Origin of the sequence: Klebsiella grimontii (assembly GCF_900200035.1) — a bacterium.
In the GTDB taxonomy this organism is placed as follows: Bacteria; Pseudomonadota; Gammaproteobacteria; order Enterobacterales; family Enterobacteriaceae; genus Klebsiella; species Klebsiella grimontii.
In genome coordinates this window covers 98,409-121,852 of record NZ_FZTC01000022.1, presented here as the reverse complement: position 1 = coordinate 121,852, position 23,444 = coordinate 98,409, and the positions used below count along the sequence as shown (strand labels likewise).

The following is a 23,444-nucleotide window of genomic DNA, read 5'->3' as shown; positions in this document are numbered from 1 at the left end:
CAGGGGCTCCTCATGAGTGCGTTAAATAAAAAGAGTTTTCTCACCTATTTGAAAGAAGGTGGGATTTACGTGGTTCTTTTAGTATTACTGGCTATTATTATTTTCCAGGATCCGACTTTCTTAAGCTTGCTGAACTTAAGTAATATTCTGACCCAGTCTTCGGTGCGTATTATTATCGCGCTCGGCGTGGCCGGACTGATTGTCACTCAGGGTACCGACCTTTCAGCCGGACGTCAGGTCGGCCTCGCGGCGGTTATCGCCGCCACCATGCTGCAGGCGGTGGACAACGCCAATAAGGTCTTCCCGGAAATGGCCACGATGCCGATTCCGCTGGTTATCCTGCTGGTGTGCGCGATCGGCGCGGTGATTGGCCTTATCAACGGCATTATCATTGCTTACCTGAACGTGACGCCGTTTATCACCACCCTCGGCACGATGATCATCGTTTACGGTATCAACTCCCTGTATTACGACTTTGTGGGCGCGTCGCCGATCTCCGGCTTCGATAGCCACTTCTCGCAGTTTGCCCAGGGGTTTGTGGCGCTGGGTTCATTCCGCCTGTCGTATATCACCTTCTATGCGCTGATTGCCGTGTTCTTCGTATGGATCCTGTGGAACAAGACCCGCTTTGGCAAAAACATTTTTGCTATCGGCGGCAACCCGGAAGCGGCGAAGGTTTCCGGCGTCAACGTCGCTCTGAACCTGCTGATGATTTATGCGCTCTCCGGCGTGTTCTACGCCTTCGGCGGCCTGCTGGAAGCCGGACGCATCGGTTCGGCGACCAACAACCTTGGCTTTATGTATGAACTGGATGCGATTGCCGCCTGCGTGGTCGGCGGCGTATCGTTCAGCGGCGGGGTCGGCACCGTGTTCGGCGTGGTGACCGGGGTGATTATCTTCACCGTCATCAACTACGGTCTGACCTATATCGGCGTGAACCCGTACTGGCAGTACATTATCAAAGGGGCGATTATTATCTTCGCTGTAGCATTGGATTCGCTGAAGTACGCGCGGAAGAAGTAAGTTTCTCTCTCGGAAAAAGCTGCCTGCGGGCAGCTTTTTTTATTTGCGCGGGACGGGATCACGAAAATTAATATTGCGGTGCCAATAGCCGTTGGTTTTTTCATATCTGGAATACGTTACTATTTTTGGCAAAATGTAAACATGTGTTTATGTATTTTTCCGCAAACTAAGGATATTATGCTCATTTGCTGTTTTGATAATGGAAAGGAACCCTCGAATGTTAAAGAAAATGATAGCTGTGATAGGCTTCGGAAGCCTCGTATTATTAAGCGGTTGTGCAAAAGAATCATCCCGCTCACTCGAAGTCGCTAAGGTGACGACCTGGAATACGCCTTACCACGGCGCTCGCAGCCCAATTTCAGTGGGTAAGTTTGATAACCGCTCCAGCTATATGAATGGCGTATTCTCTGATGGCGTTGATCGTTTGGGTAATCAGTCAAAAACAATTCTCATAACACATTTGCAACAAACCGGGCGATTCAATGTTCTCGATCGGAGTAATATGGCCGAGTTGCAGAATGAAGCCAGTATAAAAGGGACCAGCCAGACGCTGAAGGGCGCTGACTACGTGGTGACGGGGGACGTGACCGAATTTGGGCGCAAGGAAGTCGGCGACCATCAATTATTTGGCATCCTGGGAAGAGGGAAGAGCCAAATTGCCTATGCCAAAGTCAATCTTAATATCGTGAATGTCCAGACATCCGAAGTCGTTTTTTCGTCGCAGGGTGCCGGGGAATTTGAGCTTTCTAACCGCGAAGTGATCGGATTCGGCGGTACCGCCAGCTATGACTCCACGCTAAACGGAAAAGTGTTGGATCTCGCTATCCGCGAAGCCGTAAATAATCTGGTTGCAGGTATCGAAAGCGGTGCGTGGACACCGGCTAAATAATCGTTCTGATTTCGACATTTCCCGTGTGCGTACGGTGAAATGTCGCTTTAAATCATAATATGGATGTTAAAAATGAATATTATCCGTTCTGTTTTAATTCTGCTCGCCGTGGCGGTGATAAGCGGTTGTGCGACAAGCCCCAAACCCCTCTATAGCTGGAATGAATATCAGCCTGTGGTTTATGAGTATTACGCGCTGGATATGGGGCCACAAGAGCAAATCGAAACATTAAAAAAAGATATTGAAAAAGCGCGGGCGCAGGCGCTTCCTGTTCCTCCGGGACTGCATGCGCATCTTGGGATGTTATATATCGATACCGGTCATCCGGAGCTGGCAAAAACAGAATTTGAACAGGAGAAACGGCTGTTTCCTGAATCCAGCCAGTTTATGGATTTTCTGTTGAAGAAAATGCAGGGAGGCAAAGCATGAAAAAGTTATATGTAATATGCGCGGGTTTATTACTGACCCTACTGTTGAGCGGTTGCGCGCCGAAAAAATCCTATGACTACACGGCATTCAGGCAGAGTAAACCGAAGAGTATTCTGGTCCTGCTGCCGAAAAACGAATCACCGGACGTTAAAGCGGGCTATGGGGTCCTTTCGCAGGTCACGCTGCCGCTTGCCGAGGCGGGATATTATGTTTTCCCTGTTGCCGTCGTTGATAACACCTTTAAACAAAATGGCGTCGTGAATGGTGAAGAAATGCACGGTGTCAGCCATCAAAAGCTAAGAGAAATTTTTGGCGCTGACGCTGTGCTCTATCTTAAGGTCACGGAATATGGGACATCGTATCAGGTTATCAACAGCGATACCCGCGTCGCCGTTTCCGGTGAGCTGGTGGATATTCGTAACGGAAAACTATTATGGAAAGGCAGCGCGGTGGCTTCCAGCAGCGAAAGTGACGGTAGCGGCGGTTCGCTTTTAGGCATGCTTATCCAGGCGGCCGTTGACCAGATAGTCAACACCATGACCGACAGAAGCTATAAGGTCGCGGGTATTGCCGATGCGCGACTGCTCACGCCTGCCGCGCCAGCAGGGATGCTGTACGGCCCTCGCTCTCCTAAATACGGTAAAGATTTGCAATAGCGTCCTCAATAGATGGCCGATGCGCGCCTTTGCATCGGCCATCTATTGCTTATCATGAACCCCTCTTTGCCAGATAACGAGGCTACTTCTCTTTTTTCTGCAGCTCCAGCAGCTGCTGGGGCGTGACCGCCGGATAGGACTGCGCGCCGTCGGGAACTTCCTGCTGCGCGGGGATGGGGATCAGCGGGCCTAAAAAGCGCGGCTCGCGTTTAAAAATATAGAGATCCGCCAGCGCGCCGAAGCGGGCGCCGAACTCGCGCAGGCGAACGCTCCACATATCCTTTGGCGATGGTACCGCGTAGCACTGCGCCTGAATCCCCATATGCAGGGCAATAAACAGCGCCCGCTCGCAGTGGAAGCGTTGGGTAATGATAATAAAGTCGTTCGTATCGAAGACCTTACGGGTGCGAACAATCGAATCGAGCGTACGAAAACCCGCATAGTCCAGCACGATATCCGCCGGATCGACGCCGGCTTTAATCAAATCGCGGCGCATGGTCATCGGCTCGTTATAGCTTTGCAGCGCGTTATCGCCGCTGAGCAGCAGATAGTTCACCTTGCCGCTGTTGTAGGCGTTCAGCGCGCCCTGAATCCGGTAACGATAATATTGGTTGATAACCCCGGTACGGTAGTACTTAGCGGTACCGAGCACGACGCCGACCTGGCGATAGGGCAGGTCCTGCAGCTCGTCGTAAATATAGGGAGAGGTTTTCCAGCTCATCCAGCGGTCAAGACCCAGCACGGTTAACAGCAGCAAGCCGAACAGGACTAACAGGCTGTATAACACACGCTTTAACATGAACCTGGCTCAATAGTGGATGAGGGAAGCTTCAGGCTACTTTACCCGTCGGGCAAGCGCAAGAAACCGTCGTTTAATTGCGGGGATTTTCAACAGTGCGGGCCGTTTGGCCCGCAGAATGTGACTAACCTAACAGTACGCGATCGATATTATGGCAGCCCAGCGCCTTCAGCGTCGCCGCGGTGGCGTCCCACTGGTTAAGCGCCGCATCGGCCTTTTCGGCCAGAATTGCGCGCTGGATATCCGGGTAATCGTATCCGTTGAGGCTCAGCAGATTCAGTGCGCCCTGCAGCGGAGGCAGCGTCGGGTTAAAGGCGGCGTTCTCGGCATAGCTGCCGGTGAAAAGGGTGCCGTCTTTCAGCTCCAGCGCTACGCCGGAGGGCGAATTGCTGTAAGGCGTATGGCAACGGTTGGCCGCCTGAATCGCCGCCTGAGCCAGCGCGTCGCCGCTGAGCGGGAAGCCGTGGTCCTGCTCGTCCATCAGCAGGGTTTTAATGTCCAGATCTTTCGGGCCGAAAGCGTCCGGCAAATAGTGCTGCAGCGAATGCGCCTCGCGACCGGGGAGGTGGATGCGCAGCGCCAGGCCGCTGTTCAGCTCGTTCATAAACTGTCGGCAGTGGCCGCAGGGAGTATAGTTAACGGTAATCGCCCGCAGGGATTTTTCGCCGCGCAGCCAGGCATGGCTGATGGCGCTTTGTTCGGCGTGCACGGTTTGCTGCATAGTGGCGCCGAGAAATTCCATATTGCCGCCGAAGTACCAGGTACCGCTGATGCCGCGGGCAATCGCGCCGACGTTAAAATGGGAAAGATCGGCCCGCGCGCAGGCCGCCGCCAGCGGCAGCAAAGCAAAGGCCAGCGCGTCTTCATCCAGTCCCGTTGCGCTTTGCAGCGCCGCAACCTGGTCTGCATTCAGCAGGGCCGGGAAATGCCGATCGGTCAGCATCGGGGCGATGGCCGCTTGCAGGTCCGCCGCCAGTTGGGGAAGAACAGCTTGAAAACGTGGGTGCATGGCGTTGCCTCATAACAATGTAATGGAAATCTAGTGTACGGGGGGCGACAGCCTGTATATGTGATAAACATCTCATTGTTACTGCAACTAATTCGTGTTGCATTTAAAAATGTGATTCAAATCACATTTATCCAACCACCGCTAAAATAAGCGGAAATAAGAACGGCGCGACCAGCGAGGAAATTATCCCGCAAAGCACCAGCGCCAGCGAGCTGAACGCCCCTTCCTGATAGTCGAGCTCAGCGCAACGGGCGGTCCCCAGGGCGTGGGATGCGGTCCCCATCGACAGGCCGCGCGAGGCCTTGGTGCGGATGCGCATCACGTTCAGCAGGGTGTGACCAAAGACCGCGCCGAGAATGCCGACGAAAATCACGCACACCGCGCTGATCGCCGGAATCCCGCCAATGCTGCTGCTCACCGCCATGGCAATCGGCGTCGTCACCGATTTCGGCAAAATAGAGGCGGCAATCTGCGGGGTTGCGCCCATCAACAGGGCAACGGTGGTGCCGGTGACCATCGCCACTACGCTGCCGATAAAGCAGATGGTGATGATTGACTTCCAGCGGGCGCGGATTTGGTGCAGCTGCTCATACAAAGGAAAGGCCAACGCCACCACCGCCGGCTGCAGCAGATCGTTAAGAATTTTGCTGCCGAGGAAATAGCGCTCGTAGGAGATGCCGGTTATCAGCAGAAAAGGAATGAGCACCACCATCGCCACCAGCAGCGGGTTAAGCAGCGGAAATTTAAACCGCGCCGCCAGCCTGCGGGCAAGGAAAAAGACGACAAGAGTGAGCGGCAGCGACCACCAGATTTCATGGATCATTCTTCACTTCCTTTTTGTCCAACCACTTTGCGCTCACCGTGAACCAGGTGTGAACTCCAGCTGACCACTAAAAAGACCACCAGCGTGCTTATCGCGCAGGACACCACCACCGGACCAAACTGCGCGCGCAGTAAATCCCAGTACTGCATGACGCCGACGCCGATAGGCACAAACAGCAGCGCCATATAGCGAATCAGGATGTTGCAGCCGGGGTTAACCCACTGTGGCGGCATGATCTGCAGCGCCAGCAGAAAAAACAGAATCAGCATGCCAATAATGCTGCCGGGAATGGCGATCGGCAGGAGCGAAGAGAGAAAAATGCCCGCATACAAGCAGGCGTAGATGAGCACGAAAGCGCGCAGATACTGCCAGACAATAATCAGTGATTTACTCATGGTAATAACCCTTGATGAACCGCATTCATCATACAATTAAAGCCAAAAATGTGCTACCGATCACATCATGAATTCTACGCATACCTGCAATAGAGAGGGGGAACAGCAAAACGGACGGCTATCAGAGCGTAGATTGCAGCGACAGGCAGTGCAGAAACCGGCTCAGCGCCAGCGACGGCGTTTCACTTTTTCGCCAGAACACCCCAACGCTACCTTTTTGTTCAATGCGCGGCAAATTAAGAATCGCCAGCTGGTGCTGGGCGGCGTAGCGCTGCGCCAGACGCAAGGAGAGAATTGAGACCATATCGCTGCTCTGCAGCAGGTTGCTGGTGACGTTCATCGAGGCGGACTCAATGGTGTTTTCCGGCAGCATCACGCCGTTATCCACCAGCGCGTTGTCGATGCTCAGGCGAATTGGCGTGCCGGTGGGCCAGACGATCCAGCGCCAGGGGGAGAGATCGGCCCAGCTTAACCGCGATTTTTGGGCCAGCGGGTGATCGGGACGGGCGACAAAGCAGACCGGTTCGGTGTAGAGCACCCGGTAGCTCAGAGGCAGCTCCAGCGCCCGTCCGCCGACGCGTCCGACAACCACATCCACCACGCCGGCGAGCAGATCGTTAAGCAGCGGCGTCATGACCTTCTCTTCGATATTCAGGTGCAGGGTCGGCATCTCTTTGAGCAGTTCGAGGATCGCCTGCGAGACGCAGTCGGTCGCCACCGGCGAACAGCCAATCATCAGGCTGCCCACCTGTCCGCCCTGCTTAAAACGCTCGATCTCATACTGCGAACGCGACATATCGTTAATCAGCCGCTGGGCGTGCTGAAGCAGCAGCTTCCCGCCTTCGGTCGGGCGCAGGCCTTTGCTATGGCGTTCGAACAAAACCATGCCGACTTCGTCTTCAAACTGGCTGAGCCATTTGGAGAGCGCGGGCTGAGTAATGTTCATCATTTTCGCCACCTGCGTGAGATTGCCTTGCTCCCCCAGCGCCACCAGCATCTGTAAATGGTGCAGCTTCAGTTTCTGCGTCCAGTCCGCCATTAGCGATAACCTCCAGGTTATGTCTATGCCCGAAATACCATTGTACATTTCATTGCCTGAGTTACAAACTCGCAACATAAAAGAAATAAATACAACACCTACCCCTACCTGCACTGAGGCATAACGATGACTCAACGACTTGAATTACAGAAGCTGCTCAACGCCGCGCCGGTCGGCGCCCGACAGTGGCGCGTGATTATCTGCTGTTTCCTGGTGGTGATGCTCGATGGCTTTGATACCGCCGCGATTGGTTTTATCGCGCCGGATATCCGCAGCCACTGGCAGCTCACCGCCGGCGACCTCGCGCCGTTATTTGGCGCGGGATTGCTGGGCCTGACCGCCGGGGCGCTGCTCTGCGGGCCGCTCTCCGACCGCTTTGGCCGCAAACGGGTGATTGAGTTTTGCGTCGCCCTGTTCGGCCTGTTCAGCCTGCTTTCCGCGTTTGCCCCCGATCTGCAAATGCTGGTGTTCCTGCGTTTTCTGACCGGCCTCGGCCTCGGCGGCGCAATGCCTAATACCATCACCATGACCTCGGAATATTTGCCTGCCCGGCGGCGCGGGGCGCTGGTAACCCTGATGTTTTGCGGGTTCACCCTCGGTTCCGCCTTCGGCGGCGTGGTCAGCGCACAGCTGGTGCCGCTGATCGGCTGGCACGGCATTCTGGTGCTCGGCGGCGTTTTACCGTTGATACTGGCGGTGGCGCTGGTGCCTCTGCTTCCCGAGTCTCCGCGCTGGCAGATCCGTCGCCAGCTGCCGCAGGCGACGATCGCCAGAACCGTCGGCGCCATTACCGGCGAGCGCTATAACGACACGCATTTCTGGCTTGATGAACCTGCCGCAGGGGCGAAGGGCAGTATCAGCCAGCTGTTCGCCGGGCGTCAGTTGGCCATCACCTTAATGCTATGGGTGGTGTTCTTTATGAGCCTGCTGATTATCTATCTGCTCTCCAGCTGGATGCCGACGTTGCTAAACCATCGGGGCATTGATTTACAGCACGCTTCGTGGGTCACCGCCGCCTTCCAGATTGGCGGCACCTTTGGCGCGCTGCTGCTCGGCGTGCTGATGGATCGCTTCAATCCCTATCGGGTGCTGGCGCTGAGCTACGGCCTCGGGGCGGTGTGTATCGTCATGATTGGCCTGAGCGAGAACGGCCTGTGGCTGATGGCGCTGGCGATTTTCGGCACCGGCATCGGCATCAGCGGCTCGCAGGTGGGGCTGAATGCGCTAACCGCAACGCTGTATCCCACGCAAAGCCGCGCGACCGGCGTGAGCTGGTCAAACGCGGTTGGCCGCTGCGGGGCCATCGTTGGCTCCCTTTCCGGCGGTGTGATGATGGCGATGAATTTCTCATTCGATACCCTGTTTTTTGTTATCGCCGTCCCGGCCGTTGTGAGCGCCGTGATGCTTATCCTGCTGACGCTTGCCGTCCGCAACCCGACTTCTGTACCCGCCGCGCTGCCTTCCGCAGGCATTGTGAATAAATAAGGAGAACGCTTATGTCCCAGTCCACCACGGAAGCAAATAACGGCCGTCAGCAGTTTTACCAGCATATTTCCGGGCAAAACCTGACGCCGCTTTGGGAATCGCTGCACCATCTGGTGCCGAAAACGCCGAACGCCACCTGCGCGCCGGCTTACTGGAATTATCAGGAGATTCGCCCGCTGCTGCTGGAAAGCGGCAAGCTGATTGGCGCGAAAGAGGCGATACGCCGCGTGCTGGTGCTGGAAAACCCGGCGCTGCGCGGGCAGTCGTCGATTACCTCCTCGCTGTACGCGGGTTTGCAGCTGATTATGCCCGGCGAAGTGGCGCCGAGCCATCGGCACAACCAGTCGGCGCTGCGCTTTGTCGTGGAAGGCGAAGGGGCGTTTACCGCCGTTGACGGCGAACGTACCGCCATGCGCGCCGGCGACTTTATTCTGACGCCGCAGTGGCGCTGGCACGATCACGGCAACCCCGGCAACGAACCGGTTATCTGGCTCGACGGCCTCGATCTGCCGCTGGTGAACTATCTGGGCTGCGGCTTCGCGGAGGACTATCCGCAAGATCAGCAGCCGGTGACCCGCAAAGAGGGGGATTATCTGCCGCGCTACGCCGCCAACATGCTGCCGCTGCGCCATCAGTCCGGTAACTCTTCGCCCATCTTTAACTATCGCTACGACCGCAGCCGCGAAGCGCTGCACGATCTGACGCGGATGGGCGATGCCGACGAGTGGGATGGCTATAAGATGCGCTACGTCAACCCGGTCACCGGCGGCTACCCGATGCCGTCGATGGGCGCCTTCCTGCAGCTGTTACCGAAAGGGTTTACCTCGCGAGCGGCGAAAACCACCGACAGTACCGTCTATCACGTGGTGGAAGGCAGCGGCCAGGTCACCATTGGCGAACAGACCTTCGCTTTTCAGGCAAAAGATATCTTCGTGGTGCCGACCTGGCACGCCGTCTCTTTTATCTCCGCCGAAGATAGCGTGTTATTCAGCTTTTCGGACCGTCCCGTGCAGGAAGCGCTCGGCCTGTTCCGCGAAGCGCGTTATTAAAAATTAAGAATAAGGAATCGAATCATGACTCAATACGTTTTTGCACCCCAGGCCCCGATTAGCGTTCCGGTTGTCGGCAGCGATGAGCAGTTCCCGGTGCGCCGCGTTTACTGCGTGGGCCGCAACTACGCCGCTCACGCGCGTGAAATGGGCTTTGACCCGGATCGCGAACCGCCGTTCTTCTTCTGCAAGCCTGCCGATGCGGTGGTGCCCGTCGCCGCGGGAGAAACGCTGAACCTGCCGTATCCGACGCAAACCGATAACTATCACTACGAAATTGAGCTGGTGGTGGCGATTGGCAAGCGGGGAAGCGATATCCCGCTGGAGCAGGCCCATGAGTATATCTGGGGCTATGCCACGGGGCTGGATATGACCCGCCGCGATCGCCAGATGGAGATGCGCCAGATGGGCCGTCCGTGGGAGATTGGTAAAGCTTTTGACCTTTCCGCGCCGATTGCGCCGCTGCATAAAGCGGATACGGCGGACGTGAGCCAGGCCGGAATCTGGCTGCAGGTAAACGGGGAAGATCATCAGCGCAGCGATATTCGCCACCTGATCTGGTCGGTTAACGAAACCATCAGCTATCTTTCCGGTTTCTTTGAGCTGCAGCCCGGCGATCTGATTTTCACCGGCACGCCGGAAGGCGTCGGCGCGGTGGTGAAAGGCGATGTCATCACCGGCAACGTCGATGGACTGACGCCAATCGCCGTGCGCGTGGTGTGAGGTGAATGATGAAGCTGTACAGTTTTTTTAATAGCTCAGCGTCCTACCGCGTGCGGATTGCGCTGGCGCTGAAAGGCATCGACTACCAGAGCGTCGGCGTTAACATCCGCATCGGCCAGCAGAACGCGCTGGAGTACCGGCGGCTGAACCCGGTCGGTCTGGTGCCGACGCTCATTACCGACAAAGGCGAATCCCTCGGCCAGTCGCTGGCGATTGCCGACTGGCTGGACCGGCACTATCCGCAGCCGCTGCTGCTGCCCCAGGCGGACAGCGCGCGGATGCGGGTACTGGAGATCGTTTACGCCATCGCCTGCGATATTCACCCCATTAATAACATGCGCGTTTTACGCTACCTTGGCGACGAGCTAAAGGTAAGCGAAGAGGAGAAAAAACGCTGGTATGCGCACTGGATCCAGCAGGGATTCAGCGCCGTCGAGCAGCTATTGCGCCACGCGAAATCCGGCGATTTTTGCGTGGGCGATGCGCCTACCCTGGCGGACTGCTGCCTGGTGCCGCAGTGGGCCAACGCCCTGAGGATGGGCTGCGATCTCAGTCACTATCCGCGCTGCCAGGCGGTTTATGACGCCTGTACCCGGCTGCCGGCATTTATCGCCGCCGCGCCGGAAAACCAACAAGATAAGATCCCGGCTTAGGAGGCAACATGGCAAAAGTGATGCGAGCAATTATTGTCGGCGGCGGTATTGGCGGAGCGGCCACGGCGCTCTCTCTGGCGCGCCAGGGCATCAAAGTGATGCTGCTGGAAAAGGCGCATGAAATCGGCGAAATCGGCGCCGGGATCCAGTTGGGTCCAAACGCATTCTCGGCGCTCGACAGCCTCGGCGTCGGCGAAGTCGCCCGCCAGCGCGCGGTGTTTACCGACCATATCACTATGATGGATGCGGTCAACGGCGAAGAGGTGGTGCATATTGAGACCGGACAGGCCTTCCGCGACCATTTTGGCGGACCCTATGCGGTGATCCATCGGGTGGATATCCACGCCACCGTCTGGGAGGCGGCGCTGACCCATCCGGCCGTTGAGTATCGTACATCGACGCAGGTAGTGGATATCCGCCAGACCGCCGATGACGTGACGGTGTTTGATGATAAAGGCAACAGCTGGACGGCGGATATTCTGATCGGCTGCGACGGCGGTAAGTCGGTGGTGCGCCAAAGCCTGCTGGGCGATTCGCCGCGGGTAACCGGCCATGTCGTTTATCGCGCGGTGGTTGACGCCGCCGATATGCCGGACGATTTACGCATCAACGCGCCGGTGCTGTGGGCCGGTCCGCACTGCCACCTGGTGCATTATCCGCTGCGCGGCGGCAAGCAGTACAACCTGGTGGTAACCTTCCATAGTCGGCAGCAGGAAGAGTGGGGCGTGCGCGACGGCAGTAAAGAAGAGGTGCTCTCCTACTTTAAAGGCATCCACCCGCGTCCCCGGCAGATGCTGGACAAACCGACCTCCTGGCGTCGCTGGTCCACCGCCGACCGCGAGCCGGTAGAGAAGTGGGGCAACGACCGCATCACGCTGGTTGGCGATGCCGCGCATCCGGTGGCGCAGTATATGGCCCAGGGCGCCTGTATGGCGCTGGAAGATGCGGTGACGCTGGGTAAAGCGCTGGCGCAATGCGACGGCGACGCCGCCCGCGCTTTCGCGCTGTATGAATCGGTACGTATTCCGCGTACCGCGCGCATCGTCTGGTCGACGCGGGAAATGGGGCGGGTCTATCACGCCGCCGGCGTTGAGCGTCAGGTGCGCAATCTGCTGTGGAAAGGCAAAACCCAGAGCGAGTTTTATCGCGGCATCGAGTGGCTGTACGGCTGGAAAGAGGATAACTGCCTGGAAGCGCGTTAAGCGGCTGCGCACTTCCCGGGGCGCGGCTGGCGCCTTACCCGGGCTACCGGCCCGCAGATAGCGGTGGTCGCGTAGCCTGGCTAAACGCAGCGCCAGCCGGGAAGCAGCGCCGCCGCCGGGAAAACCGATATTGGCCCCTTTCAACCCGCATCCAGAGGCGCTAACATAGCGCCTCTTTTTTCCGGGCAATGATAAACAATATGCGTGTATTACTGGCGCCGATGGAAGGCGTGCTCGATTCGCTGGTGCGCGAGCTGCTGACCGAAGTGAATGATTACGATCTCTGCATCACCGAATTCTTGCGCGTGGTGGATCAGCTCCTGCCGGTAAAATCGTTCTACAGGCTGTGTCCGGAACTGCATAACAACAGCCTGACGCCGTCCGGCACCCGCGTGCGCGTGCAGCTGCTCGGGCAGTATCCGCAGTGGCTGGCGGAAAACGCCGCTCGCGCGGTCGAGCTCGGTTCCTGGGGCGTTGACCTCAACTGCGGCTGCCCGTCAAAGCTGGTGAACGGCAGCGGCGGCGGGGCGACGCTGCTTAAAGACCCTGAGCTTATCTATCGCGGCGCGAAAGCGATGCGCGAGGCGGTTCCCAGCCATCTGCCGGTCACGGTAAAAGTACGGCTTGGCTGGGACAGCGGCGAGCGGCGATTTGAAATTGCCGATGCGGTCCAGCAGGCGGGCGCCAGCGAGCTGGTGGTGCACGGCCGCACCAAAGAGGATGGCTATAAAGCGGAGCGCATCGACTGGCAGGCCATCGGCGAAATCCGCCAGCGCCTGACTATTCCGGTGGTGGCCAACGGTGAAATCTGGGACTGGCAAAGCGCCCAGGATTGCCTGGCCGCGACCGGCTGCGACTCGGTGATGATTGGCCGCGGCGCCCTGAACGTTCCAAACCTGAGCCGGGTGATAAAATATAACGAACCACGTATGCCCTGGCCGCAGGTGGTCGAACTGCTGCAAAAATATACCCGCCTGGAAAAGCAGGGCGACACCGGTCTTTATCACGTCGCGCGTATCAAACAGTGGCTGAGCTATTTGCGTAAAGAATACCTTGAGGCTGCTGAGCTGTTCAGCGCGGTGCGCACCCTACAGGATTCAACCAGCATTGCGCGCACGATTAACGACTGGCGTAGCTAAACTATCTGACCGGCATCACATTTTTTAGCTTGTCCCATTGAGATTACCCGGCGGACAGTGAAATACTCACTACCGATTGTTACTGCTCCGGCAGGCAAAACCTGATTTCCTGGCATCCGTCGGGGTCAGGTTTTTTTGTTTTTGGGGTTCATATGCAAATCGCCAAAGTACTTAATAATAATGTAGTGGTGGTTGTTGATGAGCAGCAGCGTGAACAGGTAGTCATGGGCCGAGGACTTGCCTTTCAAAAACGCGTTGGTGACTCTCTTGATGAAAGTAAAATTGAAAAGGTCTTCGCGCTGCAGAGCGATGAACTGGTTGGCCGTTTAGGTGAATTACTCAGTCAGATACCGTTAGAAGTGATGACCACCTGCGATCGGATCATCGATCTGGCGCGCGGTCGTCTCGGTAAGTTACAGGATAGTTTGTACATTACCCTGACCGACCACTGCCACTTTGCGATTGAGCGGCAGAAGAAGGGCATCGCCATTCGGAATGTGCTGCTGTGGGAAATAAAGCGGCTGTATCCGAAGGAGTTTGAGTTAGGGCAGGAGGCGCGGGCGATCGTCAGCAAAAGGCTCGGGGTTGAACTGGCCGAAGATGAAGCGGGTTTTATCGCCCTGCATCTGGTCACGGCGCAGCTCAACAGCGAAATGCCGGAAGTGATGCACGTGACCCGGGTCATGCAGGAGATCCTGCAGCTGGTGAAGTATCAGCTGACGCTGAACTACGACGAAGAGTCGCTGAGCTACCAGCGCTTTGTCACCCACCTCAAGTTTTTCGCCCAGCGCATGCTGACGCGAACGGTGGTCGAAGATGATGATGTGACGCTGCACAGCGCGGTAAAGGATAACTACCCTAAAGCGTGGAAGTGTGCGGAAACCGTCGCCCGGCACCTGCAAAAGAGCTACCAGCGGCCGCTGACGACGGAAGAGATTATGTTTCTCGCCATTCATATTGAGCGGGTGAGAAAAGAGGGACGCTAAGCGCCGATCGGGCCTGGCGCATAGCTCCCGCGCTACAACTGGATTGTTACTGCATTACGCAGGCAAAACCTGAGCGCAACGCCTACACGGCGTTGTTCTCGGGTTTTTTTATTTTTAATACTCAGTTAACGATGCCTGCGGGCAGCGGAAGTAAGGAAAAACAGCATGGAATATAAAGCACTCGCGCAGGATATTCTCACTCGGGTAGGCGGCAGAGAGAATATTGTGAGTCTGGTTCACTGCGCTACACGGCTGCGTTTTAAGCTCAAAGATAGCAAGAAGGCGGATGCCGAAGGACTGAAGGCGAACCCTGGCGTCATTATGGTCGTCGAAAGCGGCGGCCAGTTTCAGGTGGTTATCGGTAATCACGTGCACGATGTCTGGCTGGCGGTGCGCAGCGAAGCCGGCCTGACGGATGACAGTGAGCCGGTGGCGGTAAAAGGCGAAAAAGTGTCGCTTATCGGCCAGCTTATCGACATTGTTTCCGGTATTTTCACCCCGTTTATCGGCGTCCTGGCGGCCTCGGGGATCCTCAAAGGCTTGCTGGCGCTGGCGGTGGTTTGCGGCTGGTTAACGACGCAGCAGGCGACCTATAAAATCTGGTTTGCCGCCAGCGATGCGCTGTTCTTCTTTTTCCCGCTGTTTCTCGGCTATACCGCAGGCAAGAAATTTGGCGGCAACCCCTTTATTACCATGGTGATCGGCGGCGCGTTAACTCATCCGCTGATGATTCAAGCGTTTGACGCCAGCATGGCTCCCGGCGCCGCGACGGAGTATTTCCTCGGTATTCCGGTGACCTTTATCAATTACAGCTCCTCGGTCATTCCGATTATCCTCGCCTCGTGGGTCAGCTGCTGGATTGAAAAACGCAGCAACGCGATACTGCCTTCCTCGATGAAGAACTTCTTCACGCCGGCGATTTGCCTGGCCGTCGTCGTACCGCTCACGTTTCTGATTATCGGCCCCGTAGCCACCTGGCTGAGCCAGCTGCTGGCCAATGGTTATCAGCTTATCTATCAGGTTGCGCCCTGGCTTGCCGGAGCGGCGATGGGAGCGCTGTGGCAGGTATGCGTTATCTTCGGGCTGCACTGGGGCCTGATACCGTTAATGATTAACAACCTCGCCGTGCTGGGCCATGATTCGATGATGCCGATGCTGCTGCCTGCGGTGATGGGCCAGGTGGGCGCCGCGCTGGGGATTTTCCTGCGCACTCGCGATGCGCGGCAAAAAGTGCTGGCGGGTTCTGCGGTTTCCGCCGGGATCTTTGGCGTGACCGAGCCGGCGATTTATGGTCTGAACCTGCCTTTACGCCGTCCCTTTATCTTCGGCTGCGTTGCTGGCGCCATCGGCGGCGCGATGGTTGGTTTTAGCGACAGCCACGTCTACTCTTTTGGTTTCGGTAACATTTTCACCCTGGCGCAAATGATCCCGCCGGAGGGCATTGACGCTACGGTATGGGGCGGCGCGGCGGGGATGTTTGCCTCGTTAATCATCGCCTGCGTGCTTACCCTCGTCGCCGGGCTGCCGCGCAGCAGCGCTGAGCAGGCTGCGGTTGTCGTGGCGCCGGCCTCGGAAAACGACATCCTGGCGCCGATGACCGGCAGCGTGCTGGCGCTGGATCAGGTGCCTGACAGTACCTTCGCCAGCGGCCTGTTGGGCCAGGGCGTGGCGATTATTCCCTCAGTGGGCAAGGTTATCGCGCCGTTCTCGGGCGAAGTCGCCTCCATTTTTCAAACCAAACACGCCATCGGTCTGCTGAGCGACAGCGGCATTGAGCTGCTCATCCACGTTGGCATCGACACCGTTAAGCTCGATGGCGCGCCGTTCACCGCCCATGTAAAAGAGGGTGACAAAATCAAAGCGGGCGACCTGCTGCTGGAGTTTGACCGCCAGGCGATTCTGGACGCCGGCTATGATCTGGCGACGCCCATTATTATCAGCAACAGCGACGATTTTCGTACTCTCGACATGGTCTCCGCCAGCGCGGTGGATGCCGGTCAGCCGCTGTTGTCCGTAAGCCGTTAATCACAGGAGAGAGATGAATGAAGACATTCCCACAGGCGTTTTTATGGGGCGGCGCGACCGCGGCAAACCAGGTTGAAGGCGCTTATATGGAAGACGGGAAGGGATTAACCACTTCTGACGTCCAGCCGCGCGGCGTATTTGGCGATGTGGTAGAACGCGTGCCCGGCGATAGCGGCATTAAGGATATCGCCATCGATTTTTACCACCGTTATCCGGAAGATATCAGCCTCTTTGCCGAGATGGGCTTTAACTGCCTGCGCGTATCGATTGCCTGGGCGCGTATTTTCCCCAACGGCGATGAGGCGCAGCCAAACGAAGCCGGGCTGGCCTTCTACGATAAGCTGTTTGATGAAATGGCGAAGCACAATATTACTCCGCTGGTAACCCTGTCCCACTATGAGATGCCGTGGGCGCTGGTGAAAAACTACAGCGGCTGGGGCAATCGCAAAGTGATTGGCTTCTTCGAGCGCTACGCCCGTACGGTGTTCGAGCGCTACCAGGCGAAGGTCAAACTGTGGCTGACCTTCAATGAAATCAATATGTCCCTGCACGCGCCGATGACCGGTGTCGGACTGCCGGCCGACAGCAGCAAAGCGGAAGTCTACCAGGCTATTCACCATCAGCTGGTGGCGAGCGCGCTGGCGGCTAAGGCCTGCCATGACATCGTGCCTGAGGGCAAAATCGGCAATATGCTGCTCGGCGGCCTGATGTATCCGCTCAGCTGCAAACCGGACGATATTTTTGAAACCCTGCAGCAGAACCGTAGCTGGCAGTTCTTTGGCGATGTCCAGTGCCGCGGCGCTTACCCGGGCTATATGCTGCGCTATTTCCGCGACAACGGCATTAACCTCGACATCACCGATGCCGATCGCGCCGCCCTGAAAGAGACCGTCGACTTTATCTCCTTCAGCTACTATATGACCGGCTGCGTGACCGCCGACGAAGAGCTGAACAAAAAAGCGCGCGGCAATATTCTCAGCATGGTGCCGAACCCGCACCTGGCAAGCTCGGAATGGGGCTGGCAGATTGACCCGCTCGGTCTGCGCACGCTGCTGAACGTGCTGTGGGATCGCTATCAGAAGCCGCTGTTTATCGTGGAAAACGGCCTGGGCGCCAAGGATAAGGTGGAAGCCGACGGCAGCATCAACGACGATTACCGGATCAGCTATCTTAACGACCATCTGGTGCAGGTTCGTGAGGCAATCGAGGACGGCGTTGAGCTGATGGGCTACACCAGCTGGGGGCCTATTGACCTGGTGAGCGCGTCGAAGGCGGAGATGTCCAAACGCTATGGCTTTATCTATGTCGATCGCGACGATGAAGGCAACGGCACCCTGGCGCGCAGCCGCAAGAAGAGCTTCTGGTGGTATAAAGAGGTCATTGCCACTAACGGCGGCAGCTTAAAAGAGTAATCGTCTGGAGGTTGCGTCGGCTAACCGCCACCCGGCAGAAATGCGCGACAGTAGCTAAAACCCTCGGCCCGGATAACCTCCGGGCCATTTTGCGTATTACGCCGGCTTACGCGCGCGCAGCAGAAAAATCATCGGCCGCTCTTTTTCTTCATCCAGCGCCGGCTGAGCGGCAATCTGCTCCGCCGTCGGTCCCCACTCATCCAGATGCTCAATGATAAAACCGGCGGCCACCAGCAGGTTTATCCAGCTGGACAGCTTGCGGTGCTGTTTTTTCACTCCGTCGGCAAACCAGTTGCTGATGCGCTCGCCCTCCTGCTGGTAGTGGCTCACCGGCCAACTTTTCTGCCCGTTCTCATCCACCTGCCAGCCCTGCTGAGGCGGGGCGGTGTAGATGGGATGTTCGGCGGAGAACAGCAGCGTGCCGCCAGGCGTCAGCGCCCGGTAAACGGTGGCGAACAGGGGCGCGACGTCGGGCAGATAGTGCAGCGCCAGCGAGCTATAGACCAGCTCGCAGCTATCGGCGGGCAGGGTAAGCGTCTGGAGATCTTCGCAGCGATAGCGAATACCTTCGCCCTCCGTCATTTCGCGGGCGCGCTCCAGCATTCGGCTGGAGAGATCCAGCCCGTCCACCTGCGCGGCGCCCTGATCCCGGGCCCAGCGGCAAAACCAGCCGTAGCCGCAGCCAAGATCGACGACGCGTAAACCGGATAACGGTGGAAGCATTTGCTGAAGGGTTGGCCACTCCGGCGCACCCTCCAGCCCTTTTACCGAACGATCGAGGGTGGCGTATCCGGCAAAAAAAGCGGGATCGTCATAGATGTTCTGACTCATTATCACTCCATGAGAAGTTTATTTTTAGCCTGCTAATAGTTACGGCACACGCTTTACTAAACGGCAATGATGCAAGTAGCTTAATATACCCGACCTTATTTAATCACCTGACCGATTTCATGAACCTGACTTTGAGCAAACGCGCGTTGGCTGGCCTGCCACTGGTTATCGCGCTGGCGGGCTGCGCGCCATCGCACGATACTGGCAAGCCGCTCCAGCAGCAGACCCCGGCATCCCACGTCGCAATGGAATTGCCCGCCGCCGTAAAAAACGGCTGGCCGCAGAGCAACTGGTGGCAGGATTACCATGACCCGCAGCTCAATAGCCTGATTCAGCGTGCCTTAGCCAATGCGCCGGACATACAGATTGCCGAACAACGCATCAGGCTGGCGGAAGCGCAGGCGCGGATGTCGCAATCCAGCCTGGGGCCGAACCTGGATTTTTCCGCCGATATCGAACGACAGAAAATGTCCTCCGAGGGGCTGATGGGGCCGTTTGCCACCGATACCGACGGCAACACCGGGCCGTGGTACACCAACGGCACCTTCGGACTGACCGCCGGATGGGATCTGGACCTGTGGGGTAAAAACCGCGCGCTGCTGAAAGCGCGCATCGGTGAAGTCAAAGCCCAGGTCGCCGAAGAAGCCCAGACCCGCGAACTGCTGGCCGGCAGCGTCGCTCGCCTTTACTGGCAGTGGCAGACCGAAGCGGCCATTAAAAACGTGCTGACGCAGGTGAAGCGCGAACAGAATAATGTCGTTACCGTGGATACTGCGCTGTACCAGCGCGGGATCACCAACTCGGCCGAAGGGGCAGAGAACGATATTAACGTCAGTAAAACCGATCAGCAGCTCGCCGACGTAGCGGGCAATATGAAAGAGATCGAAGCGCGGCTGATGGCGCTGACCAACAGCCAGAGCCGGGCGCTGAATCTTCATCCGGCGGATTTACCCGCCGTCAGCGCGCAAATGCCCAACCAACTGGGCTATGAGCTGCTGGCGCGACGCCCGGACCTGCAGGTCGCGCACTGGTATATCGAAGCTTCATTAAGCGAAGTGGATGCCGCGAAAGCCGCGTTTTATCCGGATATCAACTTGATGGCCTTCTTGCAGCAGGATGCCCTGCATCTCAGCGATCTGTTCCGCCACTCTGCCCAGCAGATGGGCGTCACCGCCGGGCTGACCCTGCCGATCTTTGATAGCGGCCGCCTGAACGCGAATCTGGATATCGCCAGCGCGCAAAATGCCCTGTCGATAGCGAAGTACAACAAAGCGGTGGTCGATGCGGTGAATCAGGTGGCGAAAACCGCCAGCCAGATGGAAACGCTGATGGCGAAAAATCAGCAGCAGCAGCAGGTTGAAAAAGATGCTCAGCGGATGGTCGCGCTGGCCCAGGCGCGGATGAATGCCGGGATTATTTCCGGCTCGCGCGTCAGCCTGGCGAAGCTGCCGGCGCTGCAGGAGCGCGTCACCGCGCTGCGCCTGCGCGGCCAGTGGCTTGATGCCAGCATTCAGCTGACCTCCGCGCTGGGCGGCGGGTATCATCAGGCGGCGAAGTAGTCCTGTTTCCCCGGCTCGCGCTGCGCTTAGCCGGGCTACAGATTACGTGGTCTGTGGAGTTTGTAGCCCGGATATGGCGTTTACGCCGCCATCCGGGAACTCTCGTCACTCTTTCTTCTTTGCCTCGCGGTGTTTTAGCCACCAGTGCGCCGCAACCACCAGCGCCACCGCCAGAATCAGCCAGATCCAGTGTTTCAGATGCGCGTCCAGATGATGCAGCCACGGGCCGATCGCTTCGCCGCCGAGATAGCCGAGCGTGGTAAAAATTAACGCCCAGATAATCGCGCCGACAATATTCAGCGGCAGAAACACCTTCGGCGGCAGGCGGCTGGCGCCAATTAACAGCGGGCCGATAACCCGAAAGCCGTACATAAAGCGGGTACCGATGACGAACAGATAAGGACGCCGTTGGATCATCCGCTGGGCCTTCTGGATCCGTTTTTTCTGGCGCGCAAACCGCCGCAGGATCCGTCCGCCAAAGCGCCTGCCGAGCAAATAAAGCAGCTGATCGCCAATCATGCCCCCGAGGGCGACCGAAATAACCACCAGCCAGAACTTCAATAATCCCTGATGTGCCGCCACGCCGCCGAGCAGCGTGATGGTTTCGCCTTCCGCCATGCTGCCAATGACCAGCGCCGCGTAGCCGTACTGGGAAATCAGGTTATTGATATCCATATAAAGATTAACTCCATAAAACGTCAGTCCCTTAATCATACACCCTGATGCTAAAAATGCGGGGGAAGCGCATTTTTATCGCTGTACACAAAATAATCTACAAGGTGAATTATACTTGGATCAGTGCTGTACCACGCCGTGACAAGGGGGACGCTATGAACCATGTCTGGGGGCTCTTCTCTCATCCTAATCAAGAGATGAGCGTTATTAAAAGCGAAAACGAAACCGTTTCGCATCACTATACGCACCATGTGCTGGTCATGGCGGCGGTTCCGGTTATCTGCGCCTTTATTGGCACCACGCAGCTGGGCTGGAATTTCGGCGACGGCACGGTGGTAAAACTGTCGCTGATGACCGGGCTGGCCCTGGCGGTGCTGTTTTATGCCGTGATGCTCGCCGGGGTGGCGGTGATGGGGCGGGTTATCTGGTGGATGGCACGAAGCTATCCGCAGCGGCCATCGCTTAAGCGCTGTATGGTTTTCGCCGGCTATGTCGCCACGCCGCTTTTCCTTAGCGGGCTCGTGGCGCTCTATCCGCTGGTGTGGCTGTGCGCGCTGGTGGGAACCGTTGCGCTGCTTTATACCGGCTATCTGCTGTATCTCGGTATTCCGACTTTCCTTGGCATCAATAAAGAAGAGGGGCTGAGCTTCGCCAGCTCGACCCTGGCGATCGGGGTGCTGGTGCTGGAAGTGCTGCTGGCTATCACCGTCATTCTCTGGGGATACGGCTACCGACTCTTCTGATTTAACTCATTGCCGGCATAAATAGATTTTTATGTCGGCAATGCAGCATTTGTTCACGATTCTTATTAGCCAGCTCGCGTTCTGACAGGGTATGATGATTTTTGCCAGCGGTGTTATCCCCAGCGCCGCGGCGTACGTTTATAACGTGCAAAAATACTTTTCAGAATGTTCACGATGACCAAATTTCGAGTTTCTTTGCTCAGCCTGACGTTGCTGCTGGCTGTGCCTTTTGCGCCCCAGGCGATGGCTAAAACTTCCACGGCGGTGACCGCCTCCCAGCCGGATATCGCTTCCGGCAGCGCGATGATCGTCGATCTTGCCAGCAAAAAAATCATCTATGCCAGCCAGCCGGATCTGGTTCGCCCGATGGCGTCGATCACGAAGGTGATGACCGCGATGGTGGTGCTTGACGCCCATCTGCCTCTTGATGAAATGCTGACCGTTGATATCAGCCAGACGCCTGAGATGAAAGGGATCTATTCGCGCGTGCGCCTGAACAGCCAAATCAGCCGCCGCAATATGCTGCTGCTGGCGCTGATGTCGTCGGAAAACCGCGCCGCCGCCAGCCTGGCGCACCATTATCCGGGCGGCTACGACGCGTTTATCCGCGCGATGAACGCCAAGGCGCAGGCGCTGGGGATGACCCGTACCCGTTACGTCGAGCCTACCGGCCTGTCGATTCATAACGTCTCTACCGCCCGCGATCTGACTAAGCTGCTGATCGCCAGCGAACAGTATCCGCTGATTGGCCAACTGAGCACCACCAAAGAGGATATGGCGACGTTCGCCCATCCGGCCTATACGCTGCCGTTCCGCAATACCAACCATCTGGTCTACCGCGACAACTGGAATATTCAGCTGACCAAGACCGGCTTTACTAACGCGGCGGGCCACTGCCTGATTATGCGGACGGTGATTAATCAGCGCCCGGTGGCGCTGGTGGTGATGGATGCGTTTGGCAAATATACCCACTTTGCCGACGCCAGCCGTCTGAGAACGTGGATTGAAACGGGAAAAGTGATGCCGGTTCCGGCTTCCGCGCTCAGCTATAAAAAGCAGCGTGAAGCGCAGATGGCCGATGCGATGCTGAAAGGCGGCGCGCAGACCGCGCAGAACGATTAACCCCCATTTCCCCGGATTGCGGCGCGCAGAACGCTGGATACCTGTAGCCCGGCTAAGCGCAGCGCGAGCCGGGGGATTTTCCCGGAGGCGGCGCCGGCGCGCCTGTCCGGGCTACCGCTTACCCACTACGCCGAGAGGCTACTCCGGCAGCGTCCAGTCGCCATCGCCGAGCGGGCGCTGCATAATCAGGGTATCCCGCCAGTCGCCCATCTTATAGCCGACGCTGCGCAGCTGTCCCGCCACGCTAAAACCGAACTTTTTATGAATCGCAATCGACCCGGCGTTGCTATGCCCGTCGCCGATAATCGCCAGCATCTGCCGCCACGGTCCCTGTTCGCATTTCTCAATTAGCCGCGAGAGCAGGGCGCTGCCAATACCGCGTCCGCCCATTCCCGCCTCAACGTAAATCGACTCTTCAAGCGTGTAGCGATAGGCCGGACGCGGGCGGTAAAAGGTGGCGTAGCAGTAGCCGACGATGGTGCCGCGCCACAGGGCAACCAGCCACGGCAGACCGCTATCGCGCACGGTTTTGATACGTTTACGCATCTCATCGACGGTTGGCGGGATCTCTTCAAACGAGGCGCGTCCATTGAGCACGTGCCAGACGTACAGCGCGGCGATGGCGTGGGCGTCATCGGGCAGCGCTTCGCGGATCTCTAAGTCAGCGTCATGTAGCTTATCCACTGCGGACATGATGGGTGGGTTCCTTAAACGGGTTTGCCGGAGAGGAGAATTCTCCGGCGTGCAGCGTAATACAGAAGCCCCGGGGCTGAACAGT

23 protein-coding genes and 1 pseudogene are annotated in these 23,444 nt (G+C 57.5%); 16 read left to right on the top strand and 8 right to left on the bottom strand.

What is annotated here, in order from left to right:
- Positions 1-12 precede the first annotated feature (12 nt).
- The 4 genes from mglC (at position 13) to KOSB73_RS21280 (ending at position 2,997) form a co-directional block, all read left to right on the top strand.
- Positions 13-1,023: a galactose/methyl galactoside ABC transporter permease MglC gene (gene mglC, locus KOSB73_RS21295; protein WP_004122861.1), complete on the top strand. Its 1,011-nt coding sequence runs from the start codon at positions 13-15 to the stop codon at positions 1,021-1,023.
- Between the two features lie 217 nt (positions 1,024-1,240).
- Entirely contained in the window at positions 1,241-1,912 is a 672-nt protein-coding gene (locus tag KOSB73_RS21290; protein ID WP_024359208.1) for a CsgG/HfaB family protein, read from the top strand.
- A gap of 72 nt (positions 1,913-1,984) precedes the next feature.
- Complete coding sequence (locus tag KOSB73_RS21285; protein WP_004870406.1) at positions 1,985-2,341, top strand: DUF4810 domain-containing protein; 357 nt, start codon at positions 1,985-1,987, stop codon at positions 2,339-2,341.
- Positions 2,338-2,997 (top strand): DUF799 domain-containing protein, encoded by a 660-nt coding sequence (locus KOSB73_RS21280; protein WP_024359207.1) that lies wholly within the window; start codon positions 2,338-2,340, stop codon positions 2,995-2,997. Before KOSB73_RS21285 ends, KOSB73_RS21280 begins: the two co-directional genes overlap by 4 nt.
- An 82-nt stretch (positions 2,998-3,079) precedes the next feature.
- Here the strand turns inward: KOSB73_RS21280 and sanA are convergent, their stop codons facing one another.
- The 5 genes from sanA to KOSB73_RS21255 form a co-directional block, all read right to left on the bottom strand.
- Complete coding sequence (gene sanA, locus KOSB73_RS21275; RefSeq protein ID WP_004122854.1) at positions 3,080-3,796, bottom strand: outer membrane permeability protein SanA; 717 nt, start codon at positions 3,794-3,796, stop codon at positions 3,080-3,082.
- 124 nt (positions 3,797-3,920) lie between these two features.
- Positions 3,921-4,805, bottom strand: a complete 885-nt coding sequence (gene cdd, locus KOSB73_RS21270) for a cytidine deaminase (protein ID WP_098140964.1) — start codon at positions 4,803-4,805, stop codon at positions 3,921-3,923.
- 127 nt (positions 4,806-4,932) lie between these two features.
- Positions 4,933-5,628: a CidB/LrgB family autolysis modulator gene (locus tag KOSB73_RS21265; RefSeq protein ID WP_098140962.1), complete on the bottom strand. Its 696-nt coding sequence runs from the start codon at positions 5,626-5,628 to the stop codon at positions 4,933-4,935.
- Entirely contained in the window at positions 5,625-6,023 is a 399-nt protein-coding gene (locus KOSB73_RS21260) for a CidA/LrgA family protein (protein WP_004122849.1), read from the bottom strand. The genes KOSB73_RS21265 and KOSB73_RS21260 overlap by 4 nt, the downstream gene beginning before the upstream one ends.
- A 121-nt stretch (positions 6,024-6,144) precedes the next feature.
- Positions 6,145-7,062: a LysR family transcriptional regulator gene (locus KOSB73_RS21255; RefSeq protein WP_049085467.1), complete on the bottom strand. Its 918-nt coding sequence runs from the start codon at positions 7,060-7,062 to the stop codon at positions 6,145-6,147.
- Between the two features lie 126 nt (positions 7,063-7,188).
- On the opposite strand from KOSB73_RS21255, the gene mhbT reads away from it, so the two are divergent.
- From mhbT to KOSB73_RS21210, 9 genes and pseudogenes are all read left to right on the top strand, one after another.
- Complete coding sequence (mhbT, locus tag KOSB73_RS21250; RefSeq protein ID WP_004870412.1) at positions 7,189-8,547, top strand: 3-hydroxybenzoate transporter MhbT; 1,359 nt, start codon at positions 7,189-7,191, stop codon at positions 8,545-8,547.
- An 11-nt stretch (positions 8,548-8,558) separates the two neighbouring features.
- Positions 8,559-9,596 carry a gentisate 1,2-dioxygenase gene (gene gtdA / locus KOSB73_RS21245; protein WP_004870415.1) on the top strand — a complete coding sequence of 346 codons (1,038 nt, stop codon included), beginning with the start codon at positions 8,559-8,561 and terminating at the stop codon, positions 9,594-9,596.
- 24 nt (positions 9,597-9,620) lie between these two features.
- Entirely contained in the window at positions 9,621-10,319 is a 699-nt protein-coding gene (locus KOSB73_RS21240; protein ID WP_004870417.1) for a fumarylacetoacetate hydrolase family protein, read from the top strand.
- A gap of 8 nt (positions 10,320-10,327) precedes the next feature.
- Positions 10,328-10,972 (top strand): maleylacetoacetate isomerase, encoded by a 645-nt coding sequence (gene maiA, locus KOSB73_RS21235; protein ID WP_004870419.1) that lies wholly within the window; start codon positions 10,328-10,330, stop codon positions 10,970-10,972.
- An 8-nt stretch (positions 10,973-10,980) separates the two neighbouring features.
- On the top strand, positions 10,981-12,174 hold the full coding sequence (locus KOSB73_RS21230; protein WP_024359203.1) for a 3-hydroxybenzoate 6-monooxygenase: 1,194 nt from the start codon (positions 10,981-10,983) through the stop codon (positions 12,172-12,174).
- A gap of 200 nt (positions 12,175-12,374) precedes the next feature.
- Entirely contained in the window at positions 12,375-13,313 is a 939-nt protein-coding gene (dusC, locus tag KOSB73_RS21225) for a tRNA dihydrouridine(16) synthase DusC (RefSeq protein ID WP_049088515.1), read from the top strand.
- A 152-nt stretch (positions 13,314-13,465) separates the two neighbouring features.
- Positions 13,466-14,299 carry a transcriptional antiterminator BglG gene (gene bglG, locus KOSB73_RS21220; protein ID WP_004122830.1) on the top strand — a complete coding sequence of 278 codons (834 nt, stop codon included), beginning with the start codon at positions 13,466-13,468 and terminating at the stop codon, positions 14,297-14,299.
- Positions 14,300-14,352: 53 nt separating this feature from the next.
- Positions 14,353-16,324: pseudogene (gene bglF / locus KOSB73_RS21215) on the top strand (PTS beta-glucoside transporter subunit IIABC).
- A 17-nt stretch (positions 16,325-16,341) separates the two neighbouring features.
- Entirely contained in the window at positions 16,342-17,736 is a 1,395-nt protein-coding gene (locus KOSB73_RS21210; protein ID WP_098140960.1) for a glycoside hydrolase family 1 protein, read from the top strand.
- Positions 17,737-17,832: 96 nt separating this feature from the next.
- Here KOSB73_RS21210 and KOSB73_RS21205 read toward each other — a convergent pair whose 3' ends face one another.
- A complete protein-coding gene (locus KOSB73_RS21205; RefSeq protein ID WP_004138568.1) occupies positions 17,833-18,567 on the bottom strand; it encodes a class I SAM-dependent methyltransferase in 735 nt (244 codons plus the stop codon).
- Positions 18,568-18,686: 119 nt separating this feature from the next.
- On the opposite strand from KOSB73_RS21205, the gene mdtQ reads away from it, so the two are divergent.
- A complete protein-coding gene (gene mdtQ, locus KOSB73_RS21200; protein ID WP_049088507.1) occupies positions 18,687-20,126 on the top strand; it encodes a multidrug resistance outer membrane protein MdtQ in 1,440 nt (479 codons plus the stop codon).
- Positions 20,127-20,231: 105 nt separating this feature from the next.
- Here the strand turns inward: mdtQ and KOSB73_RS21195 are convergent, their stop codons facing one another.
- Complete coding sequence (locus KOSB73_RS21195; protein ID WP_004138572.1) at positions 20,232-20,801, bottom strand: DedA family protein; 570 nt, start codon at positions 20,799-20,801, stop codon at positions 20,232-20,234.
- A 155-nt stretch (positions 20,802-20,956) separates the two neighbouring features.
- On the opposite strand from KOSB73_RS21195, the gene KOSB73_RS21190 reads away from it, so the two are divergent.
- Together KOSB73_RS21190 and pbpG are read left to right on the top strand one after the other, a co-directional pair.
- The gene (locus tag KOSB73_RS21190) at positions 20,957-21,544 is read left to right on the top strand and encodes a Yip1 family protein (protein ID WP_004122818.1); all 588 of its coding nucleotides are present in this window, start codon (positions 20,957-20,959) and stop codon (positions 21,542-21,544) included.
- 174 nt (positions 21,545-21,718) lie between these two features.
- Positions 21,719-22,666, top strand: coding sequence for a D-alanyl-D-alanine endopeptidase (gene pbpG / locus KOSB73_RS21185; RefSeq protein ID WP_004138574.1), 948 nt, complete (start codon positions 21,719-21,721; stop codon positions 22,664-22,666).
- Between the two features lie 138 nt (positions 22,667-22,804).
- On the opposite strand, the gene KOSB73_RS21180 is transcribed toward pbpG, so the two are convergent.
- Positions 22,805-23,359 carry a GNAT family N-acetyltransferase gene (locus tag KOSB73_RS21180; RefSeq protein WP_004138576.1) on the bottom strand — a complete coding sequence of 185 codons (555 nt, stop codon included), beginning with the start codon at positions 23,357-23,359 and terminating at the stop codon, positions 22,805-22,807.
- Between the last annotated feature and the right edge of the window lie 85 nt (positions 23,360-23,444).